Raw genomic sequence first — 1,115 nt, 5'->3', positions numbered from 1 at the left:
ACCCCGCGCAGGTTGTGCCGGGAGACCGGGCCGGTCTTCAGCCACCCGGCCGCCTCGCGCACCTCCCGGGCCGGGACGGGGGAGCGGTCGAACAGGGCGGGCGCCTACCCGACGACGGAACAGACGCTGTCGTCTCTGTCGGTTGTTCTCAACGGCGGCGGTCTCGCGCAGGTTCAAGACATCACGAAGGAACTCAACGCCGCTCTCGGTGGGCGTGAAGACTCCGTTCGCGACCTCCTACCTCAGCTCGATCAGTTGGTCGGCAGTCTGGACAAGCAACGAGGCGACATCGTTTCGGCGATGGAAGGACTCGATCGCCTGTCCTCGACGGTCCAGGCACAGCACGACACCTTGAACAAAGCGCTCGAAGGTATTCCGCCGGCACTCGAGGTTCTTGTCGCTCAGCGTCAGGACATCACCAACGCGTTGACCTCGCTCGGAGGTCTCAGCGAGGTGGCGAGCCGTGTCATCCAGGAGAGTGGTGACGATTTCGCGACCAATGTTCGTGCGCTGTCACCGACCCTGAAGGCGTTGGCTGATTCCGGTAACGCTCTCACCCAGGTTCTCGGCGTTCTCCTGACGTTCCCGTTCCCACAGAACGGAATCGACAACGTCATCCGCGGCGACTACGCCAACTTGGCGATGACCATCGACATCTCGCTGCCCCGACTAGATGCGAACTTCCTCACCGGAACTCCGTTGGCCGGAACGCTCTCGGGGCCGGAAGGTGTGTTGGGCAAGCAGGCCGGGCTCGCCGGGCAGACAGGCAACCCGTTGAGTGATCCGCTCAAGCCTGCCGCACCGCCCGCCCAGGCTCCTGCCGGACAGGCTCCCGCAGGAGAGGACAAGTCAGCGGATCCGAATACCATTCAGATTCCGGGACTTCCGCCGATCAACATTCCAGCTTCGAATTCGAGATCGACACCACCCGCGCCGTGGAGAGCTGGAAGCGGGAAGTCGCCGAAAACGTTGCCGCACGTGACGCCCAGGCGCTCGAGACAACCTCCTGATCCGCAGTCGAAAGCACTGCTGAAACAACCTGACTGGATGCAAGGAACAACATGACGTACGAAGTGCTCGAACAGATCAACGCGATGGCCGACGACATCTTCGCC

General features: G+C 62.7%; 1 protein-coding gene. It reads left to right on the top strand.

Annotation, left to right across the window (positions count from 1 at the left end; genetic code table 11):
• Window positions 1-1,065 (top strand): MCE family protein (locus ABT116_RS49195; RefSeq protein WP_351648128.1); only part of this gene is annotated, 1,065 nt, incomplete at its 5' end.
• Window positions 1,066-1,115 lie beyond the last annotated feature (50 nt).

Origin of the sequence: Streptomyces sp. NPDC002130 (genome assembly GCF_040296465.1) — a bacterium.
Taxonomy (GTDB): domain Bacteria; phylum Actinomycetota; class Actinomycetes; order Streptomycetales; family Streptomycetaceae; genus Streptomyces.
This window is presented reverse-complemented; position numbering and strand designations above follow the sequence as displayed.